Source organism: Phocaeicola sp. RTP21359st1_B8_RTP21360_211022 (genome assembly GCF_040911965.1).
In the GTDB taxonomy this organism is placed as follows: Bacteria; Bacteroidota; Bacteroidia; order Bacteroidales; family Bacteroidaceae; genus Phocaeicola; species Phocaeicola vulgatus.
In genome coordinates, this window is the sequence record NZ_JBDFXP010000010.1 from 1 (window position 1) to 16,680 (window position 16,680).

General features: G+C 40.7%; 14 protein-coding genes and 2 rRNA genes. 13 read left to right on the forward strand and 3 right to left on the reverse strand.

Annotated elements, in window-relative coordinates; genetic code table 11:
* The 7 genes from AB5062_RS06990 to der all read left to right on the forward strand — a co-directional run.
* Window positions 1-525, forward strand: a 23S ribosomal RNA gene (locus AB5062_RS06990); the annotation flags it as partial.
* Between the two features lie 78 nt (window positions 526-603).
* Window positions 604-714 (forward strand): 5S ribosomal RNA (rrf, locus tag AB5062_RS06995).
* Between the two features lie 575 nt (window positions 715-1,289).
* Complete coding sequence (locus tag AB5062_RS07000) at window positions 1,290-1,823, forward strand: DUF177 domain-containing protein (protein WP_080510721.1); 534 nt, start codon at window positions 1,290-1,292, stop codon at window positions 1,821-1,823.
* Window positions 1,824-1,834: 11 nt separating this feature from the next.
* Window positions 1,835-2,020, forward strand: coding sequence for a 50S ribosomal protein L32 (gene rpmF, locus AB5062_RS07005; RefSeq protein ID WP_002562387.1), 186 nt, complete (start codon window positions 1,835-1,837; stop codon window positions 2,018-2,020).
* 104 nt (window positions 2,021-2,124) lie between these two features.
* Window positions 2,125-3,129 (forward strand): beta-ketoacyl-ACP synthase III, encoded by a 1,005-nt coding sequence (locus AB5062_RS07010; protein ID WP_008655190.1) that lies wholly within the window; start codon window positions 2,125-2,127, stop codon window positions 3,127-3,129.
* A gap of 82 nt (window positions 3,130-3,211) precedes the next feature.
* On the forward strand, window positions 3,212-4,093 hold the full coding sequence (era, locus tag AB5062_RS07015) for a GTPase Era (RefSeq protein ID WP_005840230.1): 882 nt from the start codon (window positions 3,212-3,214) through the stop codon (window positions 4,091-4,093).
* Window positions 4,094-4,126: 33 nt separating this feature from the next.
* On the forward strand, window positions 4,127-5,440 hold the full coding sequence (gene der / locus AB5062_RS07020; RefSeq protein ID WP_005840228.1) for a ribosome biogenesis GTPase Der: 1,314 nt from the start codon (window positions 4,127-4,129) through the stop codon (window positions 5,438-5,440).
* A gap of 77 nt (window positions 5,441-5,517) precedes the next feature.
* On the opposite strand, the gene AB5062_RS07025 is transcribed toward der, so the two are convergent.
* Together AB5062_RS07025 and AB5062_RS07030 are read right to left on the reverse strand one after the other, a co-directional pair.
* On the reverse strand, window positions 5,518-6,282 hold the full coding sequence (locus tag AB5062_RS07025; RefSeq protein WP_032952402.1) for an ABC transporter ATP-binding protein: 765 nt from the start codon (window positions 6,280-6,282) through the stop codon (window positions 5,518-5,520).
* Window positions 6,279-7,022, reverse strand: coding sequence for an ABC transporter permease (locus AB5062_RS07030; RefSeq protein ID WP_032935144.1), 744 nt, complete (start codon window positions 7,020-7,022; stop codon window positions 6,279-6,281). Before AB5062_RS07030 ends, AB5062_RS07025 begins: the two co-directional genes overlap by 4 nt.
* Before the next feature lie 128 nt (window positions 7,023-7,150).
* Here AB5062_RS07030 and lptB point away from each other — a divergent pair, with 128 nt between their 5' ends.
* A complete protein-coding gene (gene lptB / locus AB5062_RS07035) occupies window positions 7,151-7,972 on the forward strand; it encodes an LPS export ABC transporter ATP-binding protein (RefSeq protein ID WP_005852797.1) in 822 nt (273 codons plus the stop codon).
* Between the two features lie 74 nt (window positions 7,973-8,046).
* Here lptB and AB5062_RS07040 read toward each other — a convergent pair whose 3' ends face one another.
* Window positions 8,047-8,292 carry an RNA-binding protein gene (locus AB5062_RS07040; RefSeq protein WP_005840220.1) on the reverse strand — a complete coding sequence of 82 codons (246 nt, stop codon included), beginning with the start codon at window positions 8,290-8,292 and terminating at the stop codon, window positions 8,047-8,049.
* A gap of 381 nt (window positions 8,293-8,673) precedes the next feature.
* On the opposite strand from AB5062_RS07040, the gene tig reads away from it, so the two are divergent.
* The 5 genes from tig to AB5062_RS07065 all read left to right on the forward strand — a co-directional run bounded on the left by tig (window position 8,674) and on the right by AB5062_RS07065 (window position 16,495).
* Entirely contained in the window at window positions 8,674-10,029 is a 1,356-nt protein-coding gene (gene tig, locus AB5062_RS07045; RefSeq protein ID WP_005840219.1) for a trigger factor, read from the forward strand.
* Window positions 10,030-10,209: 180 nt separating this feature from the next.
* Window positions 10,210-10,881 carry an ATP-dependent Clp endopeptidase proteolytic subunit ClpP gene (gene clpP, locus AB5062_RS07050; RefSeq protein ID WP_005840217.1) on the forward strand — a complete coding sequence of 224 codons (672 nt, stop codon included), beginning with the start codon at window positions 10,210-10,212 and terminating at the stop codon, window positions 10,879-10,881.
* 123 nt (window positions 10,882-11,004) lie between these two features.
* Entirely contained in the window at window positions 11,005-12,255 is a 1,251-nt protein-coding gene (gene clpX, locus AB5062_RS07055; RefSeq protein ID WP_005840215.1) for an ATP-dependent Clp protease ATP-binding subunit ClpX, read from the forward strand.
* Window positions 12,256-12,412: 157 nt separating this feature from the next.
* Entirely contained in the window at window positions 12,413-14,593 is a 2,181-nt protein-coding gene (gene recQ / locus AB5062_RS07060; protein ID WP_005840213.1) for a DNA helicase RecQ, read from the forward strand.
* A gap of 138 nt (window positions 14,594-14,731) precedes the next feature.
* Window positions 14,732-16,495, forward strand: a complete 1,764-nt coding sequence (locus AB5062_RS07065) for a lipopolysaccharide assembly protein LapB (RefSeq protein WP_005852806.1) — start codon at window positions 14,732-14,734, stop codon at window positions 16,493-16,495.
* Window positions 16,496-16,680: the final 185 nt, after the last annotated feature.

The following is a 16,680-nucleotide window of genomic DNA, read 5'->3' on the forward strand; positions in this document are numbered from 1 at the left end:
ACAAGTCGATCAGGTAGGAAACTAGAGCATAGTGATCCGGTGTTTCCGTATGGAAGGGACATCGCTCAAAGGATAAAAGGTACTCCGGGGATAACAGGCTGATCCCTCCCAAGAGCTCATATCGACGGAGTGGTTTGGCACCTCGATGTCGGCTCGTCACATCCTGGGGCTGGAGAAGGTCCCAAGGGTTGGGCTGTTCGCCCATTAAAGTGGCACGCGAGCTGGGTTCAGAACGTCGTGAGACAGTTCGGTCTCTATCTATCGTGGGCGTATGAAATTTGCGTGGCTCTGACACTAGTACGAGAGGACCGTGTTGGACAGACCTCTGGTTTGCCGGTTGTGCCGCCAGGTGCATTGCCGGGTATCTAAGTCTGGATCGGATAAGTGCTGAAAGCATCTAAGTACGAAGCCGGCCACAAGATTAGATTTCTCAGGGTCGTTGTAGACTACGACGTTGATAGGATGCAGGTGTAAAGATGGAGACATCAAAGCCGAGCATTACTAATTGCCCGTTCACTTTCCTTATATGTCGGATGGTGTATACCTTTGGTTTTTACTACAGAATGAAATTACGATAACAGCTCAACAATATGTCAACCTTATTCAGGTGGCTATAGCACAAGGGTTCCACCTCTTCCCATTCCGAACAGAGAAGTTAAGCCTTGTCACGCCGATGGTACTGCGTCACAGTGGGAGAGTAGGTAGCCGCCGTTTTGATTGAAGCCTCCGGACTTGAAGAAGTTCCGGAGGCTTTTTTTGTATCCGCACGTGTGAAATGTGACCTCTACCGTTTTTTCGGCTCAGTTTGAAAACTTGGGGGAATTAGTTAAAAGCCTTATCTTTCCCGTGGGTGTGGATACGTTTCCCACGGAACTGTCCGGAAGGCTCCGCCATGTCCTTTCTCCGGCGGAAGCGGTTCCGGAAACCCTCGCCGGGTACTTATGCCTTGGAATAGGGACTGGAAATAGAACAGGCAGGTCTGAAGACCTGCCCTGATAGAGAACCGGGAGATGATAATAGGGCCTTTATGCAAGCTGCATGAGCCGAAAAGGGATAGTGGAGTATAAAGGGAAGAAGTGTACAATGAAAATCACTGATATGAGATATGAAAGGCAAACACACTTCAAAAAAACGCTAAATTATGCGCTAAAAATAATATATGTCTAATTTATATTTGAAAAATACGCACTTATATTATACATATTGGAATATTATTCGTATCTTTGTCGCCCGATTTATATAGTATTGCTTTGGGAAAGTTTGATAAATATAAGATTGAATTGAAGAATATGAAAGCGGACTCTGCTAAGTATGAGTTTACGCTGGATAATCAATTCTTTGTAGATCTGGATGGACCGGAAGTACAGAAAGGGAAACTGGCAGTAGAACTGAATGTGAAAAAGACATCCGGTGTTTTTCTGTTGGATTTTCAAACTGAAGGCTTTGTCATTGTACCGTGTGACCGTTGCTTGGATGAAATGGAATTACCTGTTTCAACTTCAGATAAACTGAAAGTAAAGTTAGGTTCTTCATTTGCGGAAGAGGGCGACATAGTTGTAGTACCTGAAGAAGATGGGTATATTAACATCGCATGGTTTTTGTATGAGTTTATAGCCTTGAATATTCCCATGAAGCATGTACATGCGCCTGGGAAATGCAACAAAGGCATGGTTGGCAAGCTGAGTAAGCATTTGCGCATTTCGGCGGATGATGAAGATGATGATGACATAGCGGTGGAGTTACCCGAAGGAGATATCAGCGAAGGGCCCCAGGAAATAGATCCGAGATGGAATGAATTAAAGAAAATATTAGATAATAATTAAAGTTTAGAAAAATGGCACATCCTAAAAGAAGACAATCAAAAACGAGAACTGCAAAGAGAAGAACTCATGATAAAGCAGTTGCTCCTACTTTAGCTATCTGTCCTAACTGCGGCGAATGGCATGTTTACCACACTGTATGTGGAGCTTGCGGTTATTATAGAGGTAAGTTAGCAATCGAAAAAGAAGCTGCTGTCTAATCAGTAGCTTTAAACACGTTTGTACGTTTTATAAAATAAAGCCGGCGAGCTTCGGCTCTGTCGGCTACTTTTTTGTAAGGGTATAAACTAATTAAATTGGAATGATGGAAAAAATAAATGCAGTAATAACAGGAGTCGGTGGATATGTACCAGATTATGTCTTGACTAACGAAGAGATTTCAAGAATGGTAGATACCAATGATGAATGGATTATGACTCGAATCGGAGTTAAAGAAAGACGTATTCTGAATGAAGAAGGATTAGGTACATCGTATATGGCGCGTAAGGCTGCCAAACAACTGATGCAGAAAACAGCTTCTAATCCGGATGACATTGATGCAGTAATCGTAGCAACTACTACTCCTGACTATCATTTCCCTTCCACTGCTTCTATCCTGTGTGATAAGCTGGGATTGAAAAATGCATTTGCATTTGATTTGCAGGCTGCCTGCTGCGGCTTTTTGTATTTAATGGAAACTGCTGCTTCACTTATCGCATCGGGAAGACATAAAAAGATTATTATTGTCGGTGCAGATAAGATGTCATCTATGGTAAACTACCAGGATCGTGCAACTTGCCCTATCTTTGGTGATGGTGCAGCAGCATGTATGGTGGAAGCTACTACAGAAGATTATGGTATTATGGATTCTATTCTTCGTACAGATGGTAAGGGACTTCCTTTTCTTCACATGAAAGCCGGTGGTTCTGTATGTCCTCCTTCTTATTTCACTGTTGATCATAAGATGCATTATCTTTATCAGGAAGGAAGAACAGTATTTAAATATGCTGTTTCCAATATGTCGGATATTACAGCGACTATTGCCGAAAAGAATGGTTTGAATAAAGATAATATCGACTGGGTAATTCCTCATCAGGCTAATCTGCGTATTATTGATGCGGTAGCCTCTCGCTTGGAAGTTCCCTTGGAAAAGGTAATGATTAATATTCAGCGATATGGTAATACCAGTGGTGCTACACTTCCGTTGTGTCTTTGGGATTACGAAAAGCAGCTGAAGAAAGGAGATAACCTGATATTTACAGCTTTCGGCGCAGGTTTTACCTATGGAGCCGTTTATGTGAAATGGGGTTACGATGGTAGTAAGAGATAATAATCATTAAACTACAAATACAAATGAACGCATCCGTATTCCGATGCGTTTTTTTGTCTGTAACCAATAAAATGAAAGAATTATGCATAAGGCAGGATTTGTAAACATAGTAGGAAACCCCAACGTAGGCAAGTCGACACTGATGAATTTGCTGGTGGGGGAACGTATTTCTATTGCAACGTTCAAGTCGCAGACAACTCGTCATCGTATCATGGGAATCTTGAATACGGACGATATGCAGATTGTATTCTCGGACACTCCGGGAGTAGTGAAGCCAAACTACAAGTTACAGGAATCTATGTTGAACTTCTCAGAGTCGGCATTGGTGGACGCGGATATATTGCTGTATGTGACAGATGTGGTGGAGAAAACGGATAAAAATGCGGACTTTATAGAAAAAGTCCGTAATGTCAAGGTTCCTGTCTTATTGTTAATTAATAAAATAGATTTGACCAATCAGGAAGATTTGGTCAAGTTGGTGGAAGCATGGCACGAACAGCTTCCTCAAGCTGAAATTATTCCGATTTCCGCTACTTCTAAATTCAATGTGGATACGGTAATGAAGCGTATCAAGGAATTGCTGCCCGATTCACCCCCCTATTTCGGTAAGGATCAGTGGACAGACAAACCGGCGCGTTTCTTTGTCACCGAGATTATCCGCGAGAAGATTTTGCTTTATTATGATAAGGAGATTCCTTATTCTGTAGAAGTGGTAGTGGAGCAATTTAAGGAAGATGCTAAGAGTATCCATATCAATGCTGTGATTTATGTGGAACGTGAATCGCAAAAAGGTATTATTATAGGTAAGCAGGGCAGGGCATTGAAGAAGGTGGCTACAGAGGCTCGTAAAACGTTGGAACATTTTTTCCAAAAGTCTATTTATCTGGAAACCTTTGTGAAAGTTGATAAGGATTGGAGAAGCTCGGACAAAGAATTAAAGAACTTTGGGTATCAAATGGATTAAAATCGACTGTGATAGCCGTAAACAAGAAAGAAAATGGGAAATTTAGTAGCAATCGTAGGACGCCCCAATGTGGGAAAGTCTACACTTTTTAATCGTCTGACCAAAACGCGTCAGGCAATTGTAAACGAGCAGGCAGGAACTACCCGCGACCGTCAGTATGGCAAGTCGGAATGGGTGGGACATGAGTTTTCTGTCGTTGATACCGGTGGATGGGTAGTAAACTCGGATGATGTTTTTGAGGAAGAGATCCGTAAACAGGTAAGTCTTGCCATAGATGAAGCGGATGTAATCTTGTTTGTTGTGGATGTAGTGAACGGGGTTACCGATTTGGATATGGCTGTAGCCTCTATTTTGCGGCGTACAAAGAAACCTGTTATTATGGTAGCTAACAAGACTGATAATAATGAACTGCAATATAATGCTGCCGAATTTTATAAATTGGGGCTGGGTGATCCCTATTGTATTTCTGCATTAAGCGGAAGCGGTACAGGGGAATTGTTGGATCTGGTGGTAGGTAAATTCAGTAAGGAGGGTGAAGAACTGCTGGATGAGGATATCCCTCGTTTTGCAGTAGTAGGACGTCCGAATGCCGGAAAATCTTCTATCATCAATGCCTTTATCGGGGAGGACCGTAATATTGTAACAGAGATTGCAGGTACTACCCGCGATTCTATTTATACCCGTTATGAAAAGTTTGGTTTTGACTTTTATCTGGTAGATACTGCCGGTATCCGTAAGAAGAATAAGGTAAGCGAGGATTTGGAATATTATTCTGTCATTCGCTCTATCCGTTCTATTGAGAATTCGGATGTGTGTATTCTTATGCTGGATGCCACCCGCGGCATTGAAGGACAGGATTTGAATATCTTCTCTCTCATTCAACGTAATCAGAAAGGTTTGGTGGTAGTGGTGAACAAATGGGACTTGGTAGAGAACAAGAATGCCAAAGTGATGAAAACTTATGAGGAAGCCATTCGTTCCCGTCTGGCACCGTTTGTTGATTTTCCTATCATCTTTGCTTCCGCTTTGACAAAACAACGTATTTTCAAGGTGCTGGAAACTGCAAAAGAAGTATATCAGGCACGTACTACCCGTATTCCGACAGCTCGTCTGAATGAAGAAATGCTTCCGTTGATCGAGGCTTATCCGCCTCCTTCAAATAAAGGTAAGTATATCAAGATTAAATATTGTACGCAGTTGCCAAACACACAGGTTCCTTCTTTTGTGTTCTTTGCTAATTTGCCGCAATACGTGAAAGAGCCTTATAAGCGTTTCCTTGAAAACAAGATACGTGAGAAATGGAATTTGTCAGGAACGCCGATAAATATCTTTATCAGACAGAAATAAGAATAGTGGTTAATGATTAGTGGTTAATGGTTTTCACCGTGATATCCGCTGGTTATTAACCACTAATCATTTTATCATTATTTTCTATGTTCTTCCACTTCTCTCACCTTGCGGAGCAGATCAGATGCAAAGATAAAATTATTCAGCCGTTCATTGGTAGCAGTGAACACATCATCTTTTGTTCCTTCCCATTCCTTATGTCCTTGATAAATATAGAGAATACTGTCGCCGATTCCCATAACGGAATTCATATCGTGAGTATTGATAATAGTGGTCATATTATACTCTGTAGTTATGTCATGAATCAGTTCATCAATTACCAGGGAGGTTTTAGGGTCCAGGCCGGAATTAGGTTCATCACAAAACAAATACTGGGGATTTAAAGCTATGGCACGTGCAATTGCTACACGCTTTTGCATACCACCACTGATTTCTCCCGGATATTTGCTTTGTGCCTCAACCAGGTTCACACGGTCCAGGCAGAATTGGGCGCGTTTTACGCGGTCACGATACGTATCGTTTGAGAACATATCCAATGGAAACATTACATTCTCTAGTACGGTAAGAGAGTCGAACAAGGCGGCACTTTGGAAAATCATTCCCATTTCGCGGCGCAATGTCTTTTTTTCTTTTTTATTCATGTTGAGGAAGTTGCGTCCGTCATACAGAATCTCGCCCTTCTCAGGAGTCAGCAAACCGACGATACACTTCATTAATACCGTCTTCCCGGAACCGCTCTGACCGATAATCAGATTGGTCTTACCATTGTTAAAAGTAGCATTGATATCCACCAATACGTCTTTTCCCTCGAATGATTTATATAATGATTTAACTTGTATCATCCCATTAAAAGTTGTGTTAATACTAAATCGGAAAATAGAATGAGTACACTGCTCATTACTACAGAATCTGTACTGGCTTTACCTACTGCAATAGAACCTCCTTCTACCGTGTAACCGAAATAAGCAGATACACTGGAAATGATGAAAGCGAAAAAGATAGATTTAATAAAACTGCACCATACAAACCATTCCTGAAAACTATATTGCAGACCATAGGCCAGATCCTCGGCATTCATGACTCCTCCGAACCAACAGGTGCAAAAGGCACCAATAATCCCCGAGGATATGCTGAAAATAACCAAAAAAGGAATCATTGTCATCAAAGCTATAATTTTAGGAAGAATAAGGTATCCGGCGGAATTGACCCCCATGATTTCCAATGCATCAATCTGTTGGGTTACACGCATGGTTCCTATTTCGGAGGCAATATTAGAACCTACCTTTCCTGACAGGATCAAGCACATGATGGAGGAGGAGAATTCCAGCAACATGATTTCGCGGGTGGTGTAGCCTACCACAAAACGGGGCATCCACGGGCTTTCGATGTTTAATTTGATTTGAATGGTAATTACGGCACCAATGAAAAAAGAAATAAGCAGTACAATACCGATGGAATTTACTCCCAACTGTACCATCTCATTGAGATATTGCTTGAAAAACATATGCATACGTTCCGGACGAGCAAAAGTACGCCCCATCAGCATGATATATTTCCCTACGGTTGTTATGGGTCTTATCATCATAGTTTTCACAATTTCCTGCAAAAGTAGCCTTTTTTGTCTATATAAATGCAAAAGAAGTTCTGATTTTCTGTTCTGTTATGCGTTTCCTAAACTTTTTTAGTATTTTTGTCGCAAAATACATGGATATGTCAGAGCAGGAAATAGAACAACAAAATACAGTGACCGATGACAACCGTATGATACTTCGTACAGAAAATCTGGTGAAGAAATACGGCAAGCGTACGGTAGTAAGTCATGTTTCTTTTGATGTGAAGCAGGGAGAGATTGTTGGGTTATTGGGACCGAATGGTGCCGGTAAGACTACTTCGTTTTATATGACTACGGGACTTATCGTGCCGAATGAGGGGCATATATTCCTAAATGACTTGGATATTACCAGTTATCCTGTATATAAGCGTGCTCAGAATGGCATTGGATATTTAGCACAGGAGGCTTCAGTTTTTCGTAAGATGAGCGTGGAGGATAATATTGCCTCTGTGCTGGAGTTGACTAATACTACTCCGGAATATCAAAAGGACAAACTGGAAAGCTTGATTGCCGAGTTCCGTTTGCAGAAAGTACGTAAGAATTTGGGAGACCAGCTTTCAGGAGGCGAGCGTCGTCGTACGGAGATTGCGCGTTGTCTGGCTATCGACCCTAAGTTTATTATGTTGGATGAACCGTTTGCAGGAGTAGATCCTATTGCCGTAGAGGATATCCAGCATATTGTATGGAAATTGAAAGATAAAAATATCGGTATTTTAATTACCGACCATAATGCATTGGAAACGTTGCGCTTGACCGACCGTGCGTATCTGTTGTTTGAAGGAAAAATTCTGTTTCAGGGAACCCCTGAAGAACTAGCGGAAAATCCTGTTGTCCGTGAGAAATATCTAGGCACTAATTTTGTGCTTCGCCGTAAGGATTTTCAATTGGCGGAAAAGGACAGGCAGGGAAAAAATGTATAAAACCGGAGATGTGGGATATAAAAAAAGCTCTGAATTTGCTCAGAGCTTTTTTTTTGATTGTATCAGATAAGTAATTAGTCTCTAGGTCTTGCTTCCTTGATTACCAATTGGCGTCCCATGAATTCCGAGCCGTTCAGTTCATTCATGGCCTGGGCTGCTTCTGCGTCATTTTCCATTTCAACAAATGCAAATCCTTTAGATTTACCTGTTTCGCGGTCTTTGATAACTTTTACAGAAGTAACAACTCCATAAGCCGCCATTGCTTGTTCCAAATCTCCTTCCTTAACACGGTAGTTAAGGTTTCCAACATACATGTTCATAGTGAAAAAATAAAAATAATTAAAATAAAAAATACTCTCTGAGTGGTGATTATTAATGAAGTAGGGGATTCGAACGACAGAGAGTTTACGTAAGTGCTATTCGTACAAAAGTAAAACCTTGTAATAAAAATCACTAGCTATAATTAGTATCACCAGTCGGGCACAAAGGAACGCATAAATTTTGAATTTGCAAGAAGAAAAACAACTTTTTTTTCTTTTTTTTGAATCGGTTTCTTAGTCAGTCATTTTAAATGGATACTTTCTGCTGTCAATTAGTATTTTTTAGTCTGTGTATTTGGTTATTGAAAGATTAAACACTAATTTTGCAACCTCTTTGGTGAAAAACAGAAAGAAGTAATAATTAAATAAATAAAGTTCAGAATGAATATTTCATTGCAAAACGTTGACAAAGTGAGTGCATTGCTTACTTTAAAACTGGAAAAAGCTGATTATCAGGCAAGAGTAGAAAAGACACTGAAGACTTACCGTCAGAAAGCTAATATTCCGGGATTCCGTCCGGGTATGGTGCCTATGAGTTTGATTAAAAAACAATTTGGCAAGTCTGTCCTTGTAGAAGAGGTTGATAAAATGATGCAGGAAAAGGTAAACGAATATATCCGCGACAACAAAGTGAATATGTTGGGTATGCCGTTGCCTAATGAAGAAAAGATGAAACCTATCGATTTCGATACGCAAGAAGATTTTGAATTTGTGTTCGACATCGCTTTGGCTCCTGAATTTACAGCTGAAATCTCAGCTGCGGATACAGTGGATTACTATACTATCGAAGTTTCAGACGAACTGATAGAACAGCAGGTTAAAATGTATACTCAGCGTGCTGCAAAATATGATAAAGTAGAGCAGTATGAAGACAAAGACATGATTAAAGGTCTGTTGGCTGAATTGGATGAAAATGGAAATACTAAAGAAGGCGGTATTCAGGTAGAAGGTGCGGTAATGATGCCGGCTTATATGAAGAATGATGAGCAAAAGGCTATATTTAACGGTGCTAAAGTAAATGATGTGCTGGTATTTAATCCTGCTGTAGCATTTGATAATAATGAAGCTGAACTTTCTTCTTTATTGAAGATAAAGAAAGAGGAAGTTGCCGGTGTGAAAGGTAACTTCAGCTTCCAGGTGGAAGAGATCACCCGTATGGTTCCCGCTGAGTTGAACCAGGAATTGTTCGACAATGTATTTGGCGAAGGCACTGTAAGCAGTGAGGAAGAATTCCGCGCTAAGATCAAAGAAGGAATTGCAAAGCAGTTCGAATCAGATAGCGATTATAAATTCTTGATCGATGTTCGTGAATATTTGGTTAATAAGATTGGTAAGTTGGAATTCCCCGATGCGTTACTGAAGCGTATCATGTTGCTGAATAATGAAGAGAAGGGTGAAGCTTTTGTCGCTGAAAACTATGACAAGAGTATCGAAGAACTGACTTGGCATCTGATTAAAGAGCAATTGCTCAAGAATAATGAGATTAAAGTGGAACAAGCCGATGTGATGAATATGGCCAAGGAAGCAACTCGCATTCAGTTTGCTCAATACGGAATGTTGAATATCCCTGAAGAAGTTCTAGAGAACTATGCAAAAGAAATGTTGAAGAAGCAGGAATCTGTAGAAGGTTTGGTAAACCGTGCTGCTGAAAGCAAACTTTCTGCCGCATTGAAAGCTAAGGCTACTTTAAACCACAAAACGGTTTCTATGGAAGAATTCAACAAAATGTTTGAATAATAACTTAGTAAGTCGAAGTAAGTGATTGCTAAAACTTTCTAAAAAAGGGGTTTTTGACCATAAATTTTCGTTATAGATAAGAGTATTGGATACGTTAACCGTATTTTTTTGTACTTTTGTTTGTTTGAAAAATAGAGGTTGAAAACCCTTTTTTGTTACTAATAACTAAACCATTAGATTATGGATGATTTTAGAAAATTTGCTACCAAGCATTTGGGGATGAACAGTATGGTGCTGGATGATGTCATCAAGTCGCAAGGATATCTGAATCCTTACATTTTGGAGGAGCGTCAGTTGAATGTGACTCAGTTGGATGTGTTTTCCCGACTGATGATGGACAGAATTATTTTTCTGGGTACACAGATTGATGATTATACAGCCAATACACTCCAGGCGCAGCTTTTATATTTGGACTCAGTAGAGTCTGGTAAAGATATATCTATTTATATCAATTCTCCCGGAGGATCTGTTTACGCCGGATTAGGTATTTATGATACCATGCAGTTCATTAATAGTGATGTTGCCACGATCTGTACAGGTATGGCCGCTTCGATGGCAGCCGTGCTGTTGGTTGCGGGAACAGAAGGTAAACGTTCTGCGTTGACTCATTCACGTGTGATGATTCATCAGCCGATGGGAGGCGCGCAAGGACAAGCTTCGGATATTGAGATCACGGCCCGTGAAATCCAAAAGTTGAAGAAAGAACTGTATACCATTATTGCAGACCACTCTCATACGGATTTTGATAAAGTATGGGCAGACTCTGACCGTGACTACTGGATGACAGCTCAGGAAGCTAAGGAATATGGTATGATTGATGAGGTGCTGTCACGCAAACCGGCTGCTCTATAATGTATTTATTTCCATTCGATAAGAATAACAGTACTAAAAACAACCCAGGTTCCCGCTATCATTTCATGCAGGCTTCTTTCTTAAAGACGCATTAGGAAACTTGGATATTTAAAGGAATAAACATTGGAAGATAATAAAACACCTAGAAACAGTAGAAGGAAATGTAGTTTCTGCGGACGTTCGGAAAATGAAGTCGGATTTCTGATAACCGGAATGAACGGCTGCATTTGTGACAGTTGCTCGGAGCAGGCATATGAAATTATGCAGGAAGCCATGCATCAAAAAAAAGGTGCACCGGGTGAGTTGAACTTGAAGGAACTTCCGAAGCCAAAGGAAATCAAGGAATTTCTTGACCAATACATTATTGGTCAGGATGACGCCAAACGCTATCTTTCCGTTGCCGTTTACAATCATTACAAGCGTCTGCTCCAAAAAGTGGATAAGGATGATATAGAGATTGAAAAGTCCAATATCATTATGGTAGGTAGTACGGGAACGGGAAAAACCTTGCTGGCACGCACTATTGCCAAATTATTGCATGTGCCGTTTACCATTGTTGACGCCACCGTGCTGACAGAGGCCGGATATGTGGGTGAAGATATTGAGAGTCTTTTAACCCGTCTGCTTCAAGTAGCGGATTATAATGTGGCGGAAGCTGAAAGAGGCATCGTATTTATTGATGAGATTGACAAGATTGCCCGTAAAGGAGATAACCCCTCCATTACTCGTGATGTAAGTGGTGAAGGTGTACAACAAGGTCTGTTGAAACTGCTGGAAGGATCTATCGTGAATGTGCCACCTCAGGGAGGACGTAAACACCCCGACCAGAAAATGATTCCGGTCAATACGAAAAACATTCTGTTTATTTGTGGTGGGGCATTTGATGGTATTGAACGCAAAATTGCGCAACGTTTGAATACGCATGTGGTAGGTTATAGCGCGGCAAAGGACGTGGTGAAGATAGATCGCGGCAACTTGATGCAATATATTGCCCCTCAGGATTTGAAATCATTCGGGCTGATTCCTGAAATCATAGGCCGTCTGCCCATCTTGACTTATCTGAATCCGTTGGATAGAACCGCTTTGCGCAATATCTTGACGGAACCGAAGAATTCCATTATCAAACAGTATGTTAAATTATTTGAGATGGATGGGGTCAAGCTGGAGTTTCAACCCGAAGTATTCGAGTATATTGTAGACAAAGCTATTGAGTATAAGTTAGGAGCACGCGGATTACGTTCCATTGTGGAAACGATCATGATGGACGTTATGTTTGAAATTCCCTCTCAGAAAGCGAAAAAGTACGAAGTGACACTTGATTTTGCAAAACAGCAGATGGGAAAGGCAAATATTTCGCGAATGCAAACAGCTTAGTATCAAGATATAAAGGGAGAGAGAAAGAAAAAATGCAATTCTTCTGAAAAATATTACCCGAAATATTCGTGTAATTTGAGAACTTGTTTATAACTTTGTTAGGCAACAAAAGATGTAAAACAAGAAATCGGGAAAACCGTGAAAAACTATTGATACAATGACGGAGAATATAAATTTAACGGACGCATTAAAAAAGTATTTTGGATTTGATACTTTCAAAGGTAATCAGGAAGCGATTATCCGTAATCTGCTTGCCGGAAATGATACATTTGTTTTGATGCCTACGGGCGGTGGTAAATCGTTATGCTATCAGTTGCCATCCCTTATCATGGATGGAACAGCAATCGTTATATCTCCTTTAATTGCATTGATGAAGAACCAGGTGGATGCCATGCGTAATTTCAGTGAGGAAGACGGAGTAGCACACTTTATAAATTCGTCATTGAACAAATCAGCTATAGACCAGGTTAAATCGGATATCCTGAGCGGCAAAACCAAATTGCTCTACGTAGCTCCCGAATCCTTGACAAAGGAGGAGAATGTAGATTTCCTGAAAGGAGTGAAGATCTCATTTTATGCGGTGGATGAAGCACACTGTATTTCGGAATGGGGGCATGACTTCCGTCCGGAGTACCGTCGCATCCGTCCTATTATTAATGAAATAGGAAAGGCGCCGGTGATTGCCCTTACTGCTACAGCAACTCCGAAAGTGCGTATGGATATTCAAAAAAATCTGGGTATGCAGGATGCGCAGGAGTTCAAGTCCTCTTTCAATCGCCCGAACCTGTATTACGAAGTGCGCTCGAAGACAAATAATATTGACAGGGATATTATCAAGTTTATCAAGGCTAATCCTGGTAAATCAGGTATTATCTACTGTTTGAGCCGTAAGAAGGTGGAAGAATTGGCCGAAGTGCTTCAAGCTAACGGAATCAATGCGCGTGCTTATCATGCCGGCATGGATTCTGCTACACGCACAGCCAATCAAGACGGGTTTCTGAAAGAGGATATAGATGTGATTGTAGCTACCATCGCTTTTGGAATGGGAATTGATAAGCCCGATGTGCGCTTTGTGATACATTATGATATTCCGAAAAGTCTGGAAGGTTATTATCAGGAAACGGGGAGAGCCGGTCGTGACGGAGGGGAAGGTCAGTGTATTACGTTCTATTCCAACAAGGACTTGCAGAAGCTGGAGAAGTTTATGCAGGGAAAGCCCGTGGCAGAGCAGGAAATCGGCAAACAGTTGCTGTTGGAAACAGCTGCATACGCAGAGTCTTCTATATGCCGTCGTAAATCATTGTTACATTATTTTGGGGAAGAATATACAGAGGAGAATTGTGGAAATTGTGATAACTGTTTAAATCCTAAAAAGCAAGTGGAGGCTCAGGATTCATTATGCGCTGTGATTGAAGCAATCATAGCAGTGAAAGAAAACTTTAAAGCAGATTATATAATTGATATTCTTTTGGGTAAGGAAACGTCAGAAGTACTTGCTCATAAACATGAAGAACTGGAAGTATTCGGTTCAGGCATGGGAGAAGAAGAAAAAATGTGGAATGCTGTCATCCGTCAGGCTTTGATAGCGGGTTATTTAAGTAAAGACGTAGAGAATTACGGTCTGTTGAAGGTTACCCCCGAAGGACATAAATTCTTGAAAAAACCGAAATCCTTCAAGATTGTTGAAGACAATGATTTTGAGGAGGAGGAAGAAGAAACTCCGGTTCGGGGAGGTGCCTCTTGTGCAGTAGACCCCGTGCTTTACTCTATGTTGAAGGATTTGCGTAAGAAGCTGTCCAAGAAACTGGATGTGCCGCCGTATGTTATTTTCCAGGATCCTTCTTTGGAGGCGATGGCTACCATTTATCCGGTGACTTTGGAAGAATTGCAGAATATTCCGGGCGTAGGTGCCGGAAAGGCAAAACGTTATGGCCAGGAGTTCTGTGTATTGATAAAGAAGCATTGTGAGGAAAATGAAATAGAGCGTCCGGAGGATTTGCGTGTCCGTACGGTGGCCAATAAATCCAAACTGAAGGTATCCATCATTCAGGCTATTGACCGGAAGGTGGCCTTGGACGACATTGCAGTGTCAAAGGGGTTGGAGTTCGGTGAATTATTGGATGAAGTGGAGGCTATTGTTTATTCAGGAACCAAGCTGAATATTGATTACTTCCTGGAGGAAATTATGGATGAAGACCATTTGAACGATATTTATGATTACTTCAAGGAGTCTACAACAGACAAAATAGATGACGCGATGGATGAATTGGGTGATGACTATACGGAGGATGAAATCCGGTTGGTCCGCATCAAGTTTATTTCTGAAATGGCAAATTGATGCTTCTTTGATTGTTTTGATAATTAAGAAAGCCGGGCGACAGAGATGTTTGTCCGGCTTTTCATATGTTTTTATAGCATATTCTTGTTTCGGGAAAAAATATTCCGTTATATTTGCATAAACCTTAAATTTTGTATTATGAGAAATCTAATTTTATTTGTTGGATTATTCTTATCGGTTTCTTGTGTCAACCGGCATTCCATTCATCAGGACTATTTAAGAGAGGCTGAGGCGTATATGGAGAGACATCCTGATAGTGCTTTACTTTTTTTACAGCAATTTTCTGTCGATGATTGCAGAGACAGGGAGCAGAAAGCATACTACAACCTTTTGCTGACGCAGGCTTTGGATAAAACGTATCGTTCTATAACCGATGCTCCTATCACATCGGCTTTGGCATTCTATCGGCATAGTGAAGACTCATTGAAAAAAGCAAAAGCCTTCTTCTATCAGGGGAGGCAATATAGTGAGGCGAAAGAATATGACGCGGCTGTTCGTTGCTATCTGTGTGCGCTGACGGCTATGAAGCAACTGGATGAGCCTAAATACAAGGCCTTGTGCTATTCGCATCTAGGAAATGCCAATTTCAGACAAGGCTTGTATGCCAAGGGTTTGAGGTATTATAAAGATGCCGTCCGCACTTTTGAGGAAATAAAGGACAGTACCAATTATGCCATATCTTTATTGGATGCCGGATATAGTTTTTTATTGCTGGCAAAACTTGATAGTGCGGAACACTATACCCTGCAAGGATTACGAATGGCTGAGTTGATTGATTCAAAGGAGGAGAAGCAGACTGCTGTCCGTAATTTGGGCATTATCTATTCGGAGCGGAAAGAATATCAAAAAGCCTTGGGACTATTATTATCGATAAAAGATAATATAGAGAAGGATGATTATTCTTATTTTTATTCTTTGTCTAACGTATATGTACAACAAGAACAATATGATTCCGCTATATATTATGCAGAATATATAATCAAGAATGATAGCGATTTGTATGGGCAGGCCAGTGCTTATCTTTCTTTGTATGAAGTGGCAAAAAAACGTGAGGATTGGAAGAAAGCTTTGGCTTATAGAGAGAAATATGACCTATATGCTGACAGTATACATGAGCATACGCAAACGGTGAAACTGGAAGAAATCCAGGTGAAATACAACAATCAAGAACTTGCCCACGAAAAGGAACTGCTTGCCATAAACAAGCAGCGCAATGAATGGCGGCTGGTGGGTGCTATATTGCTTGTCGTTCTGCTCTTGCTCTACCTCCTGTCGGTCTACAAGCGTGAGAGAGTGAAGAAAGAGCGGCGTATTCTGTTGCTGCAACAGCAGATACAGGAGAATGAAAACGTTTTGACCACCTTGCAGCACGATTATATCAAGCGGAATAAAGAGATAGAGGACTTGTCTTTCCGCTATGCGCAAAACAATGAAAGTCTGTCTGTGGAAAATGAGGTAATGAGGCGGCATCTGCTGGAATTGCAACAGAAGAATAAGGAAGAGAATCTCAAGTTGGCGGATAAAAATAAGATTTTGCTGGACGAACTGAAGAAATACAAGGATATAAAGACCGAGAGTGGAAGGCATTATGAAACCGTTACTTTCATTATTCAACTTTTAGATAATCCCGATACAGCTCATGCATTAACTCCAAAGGAATTGGATGCTATAGAGTATTTTGTCATCCGTTTGTTCGGTCCCATGTTTCAAAGCCGTGTCGAGGCTGTGGGTCTGAGTGCCACCGAACGGAAGTTGTGGTGCTTGTTACAGTTGGGCTTTCCTCATGCTTCAATTGCCACTTTTCTGTGCATAACTCCTCAATCTGTTTCAAGAGCCAAACTCAGAATGAAGAAAAAGATACAGGAATTTATGGCGAATGATGCGGATAAACTTTATTTGTGATGTATACTTGTTGATGTTCTTGTCTATATCAGTGGTCGGAACTAGATGAATTATGGCTTGTAATATATTGATATGCAGCTGTTTGTAAAATATGTATCAAGTCACTATTTGTCTATTTTGCTTTTTTTGTGGTTAATTGCATTATTCCTAATTTTGTTGATGTAAACCAAACGAATAATGTAGCT

Coding starts and splice junctions, on each gene's coding strand:
- AB5062_RS07010 (WP_008655190.1), top strand. CDS start 2,125: ATGGAAAAAATAAATGCAGTAATAACAGGAGTCGGTGGATATGTACCA.
- era (WP_005840230.1), top strand. CDS start 3,212: ATGCATAAGGCAGGATTTGTAAACATAGTAGGAAACCCCAACGTAGGC.
- rpmF (WP_002562387.1), top strand. CDS start 1,835: ATGGCACATCCTAAAAGAAGACAATCAAAAACGAGAACTGCAAAGAGA.
- AB5062_RS07040 (WP_005840220.1), bottom strand. CDS start 8,292: ATGAACATGTATGTTGGAAACCTTAACTACCGTGTTAAGGAAGGAGAT.
- AB5062_RS07000 (WP_080510721.1), top strand. CDS start 1,290: ATGAAAGCGGACTCTGCTAAGTATGAGTTTACGCTGGATAATCAATTC.
- der (WP_005840228.1), top strand. CDS start 4,127: ATGGGAAATTTAGTAGCAATCGTAGGACGCCCCAATGTGGGAAAGTCT.
- AB5062_RS07065 (WP_005852806.1), top strand. CDS start 14,732: ATGAGAAATCTAATTTTATTTGTTGGATTATTCTTATCGGTTTCTTGT.
- AB5062_RS07025 (WP_032952402.1), bottom strand. CDS start 6,282: ATGATACAAGTTAAATCATTATATAAATCATTCGAGGGAAAAGACGTA.
- lptB (WP_005852797.1), top strand. CDS start 7,151: ATGTCAGAGCAGGAAATAGAACAACAAAATACAGTGACCGATGACAAC.
- clpP (WP_005840217.1), top strand. CDS start 10,210: ATGGATGATTTTAGAAAATTTGCTACCAAGCATTTGGGGATGAACAGT.
- AB5062_RS07030 (WP_032935144.1), bottom strand. CDS start 7,022: ATGATAAGACCCATAACAACCGTAGGGAAATATATCATGCTGATGGGG.
- tig (WP_005840219.1), top strand. CDS start 8,674: ATGAATATTTCATTGCAAAACGTTGACAAAGTGAGTGCATTGCTTACT.
- recQ (WP_005840213.1), top strand. CDS start 12,413: ATGACGGAGAATATAAATTTAACGGACGCATTAAAAAAGTATTTTGGA.